Origin of the sequence: Barnesiella sp. ET7 (genome assembly GCF_024733785.1) — a bacterium.
GTDB classification, from domain to species: domain Bacteria; phylum Bacteroidota; class Bacteroidia; order Bacteroidales; family Barnesiellaceae; genus Barnesiella; species Barnesiella merdigallinarum.
Genome location: NZ_JANRHM010000047.1, coordinates 1 through 1,647 on the forward strand (window position 1 = coordinate 1; position 1,647 = coordinate 1,647).

General features: G+C 51.5%; 3 protein-coding genes. All 3 read left to right on the forward strand.

Translation table 11 applies throughout. The features are described from left to right. Nucleotides 1-358 (forward strand): conjugative transposon protein TraK (gene traK, locus NW211_RS13755; protein WP_258328256.1); only part of this gene is annotated, 358 nt, incomplete at its 5' end. A gap of 31 nt (nt 359-389) precedes the next feature. Beyond that, on the forward strand, nt 390-686 hold the full coding sequence (locus tag NW211_RS13760) for a hypothetical protein (RefSeq protein ID WP_258328257.1): 297 nt from the start codon (nt 390-392) through the stop codon (nt 684-686). Continuing rightward, nucleotides 679-1,647 (forward strand): conjugative transposon protein TraM (traM, locus tag NW211_RS13765; RefSeq protein ID WP_258328258.1); only part of this gene is annotated, 969 nt, incomplete at its 3' end. The genes NW211_RS13760 and traM, both read left to right, overlap by 8 nt.

The window sequence follows — 1,647 nt, forward strand, 5'->3', positions numbered from 1 at the left end:
ACCCGATAAGAGTGCCATCGAGGGTAATATCCAGAGGGCAATGTTTCTGAGCGACCGCTCGGCATATGAGCACTACAGCGACCTTGCAGAGCAGGGATATTACAACCGTATCATCTCGGGCAATGTATCGCAGCGTATCGAGGTGGATAGCATCAGTTGCAACTTCAACAACTATCCCTACGAGGTGGTGACATACGCAAGGCTATCCATCATCCGCGAGAAGAGTATCACCGAGCGTAGCCTTGTGACCAAAGGGCGATTGCTCAACTCCACACGCAGCGACAACAATCCTCACGGATTCATCTTCGAGGCATTCCGTGTGGTGGAGAACAAGGACCTGAGAGTCTATGACAGATAAATATGATTATTCACCATTAACATTTACAGCGATGAAAAAGTACATTCAGAGAATCAAGGATTCAATCAACAAGTCTTGGAACAACAAGACATCGAAGACCAAACGCCTTATCATCTACGGCCTCTTGCTGGCATATATGGGATTGGCTCTCTATGTCATCTTTATGCCTGCTCCCGATTACAGGTATGAGGAGTATGTCAGAAGTGAGCCGCCTGCCACCAATCTGATTATCGAGGAGGAGACAGCTCCTGCCGACAGCCTCTCGGATGAGAAGATACGGGAGATGGAAGAGTTCTTTAACCAATTTAATTCAGAGAGCTATGAGTAACGATGCAAATGCTCTGAAAAGAAAGGAGCAAATCAAGAAAATTCTTGTGTATGGCGGAATGGGACTTTTATTCCTCGTTTCCATGTACTTCATCTTCAAGCCATCAAAAGAGCAGGTACAGGCGGAGCAGCAGAAGGTAGGCTTCAACGCCGAACTTCCCGAACCGCGAGGTGCAGGCATCGAGGCGGACAAGATTGCCGCCTATGAACTGGAGGATATGCGTGTCAAGCAGGAGCAGAAGATGCGTACCCTTGAGGACTTTACCTCAATGACCACTGATGACGAGGAGGAAGAGGTGGTCGAGATACCCGAAGAGCCGAGATACACAGGTGGTAGCGGTGGTTCGTCCTATAGAGGTGGCAGTAGCAGTCGGAGCAATTCGTTCTCTACATCCACATCTGCTTACAATGACATCAACGCCACGCTCGGCAGTTTCTACGAACAACCGCGTGAAGATCCCGAAAAGGAGGCTCTGAAAGCGGAGCTTGAGGAGCTGAAGCAGTCGATGGCACAACAGCAGAACAGCCAACCGACATATGCCGACCAGGTGGCACTCTTGGAGAAGTCATACGAGCTTGCAGCGAAGTATATGCCCGGCAATGCCGCCACCTCCGAGAGCGCAGCCGAGGAGGTGGAGAGCACCACACGAAGCGGTAAGGCGAAGGCACAGCCTGTAGGTCATGTAACGACACCCGTAGTGTCGGCATTGGCTCAGCCTATGAGCGACTCGGTGATGATAGCACGGATGGCACAATCCGTAGGCGGTGGCTTTCACACTGCCGTAGGCGAAGCACCGAAGCAGGCAGCACGGAACACCATCAAGGCGTGCGTGCATGGTGACCAGACCATCACGAGCGGTCAGAGCGTGCGGCTCAGACTCTTGGAGGATATGCGTGTCGGAAAGTATGTACTGCCACGAAACACCCTCATCACAGGAGAAGGCAGCATCAAAGGCGAAAGA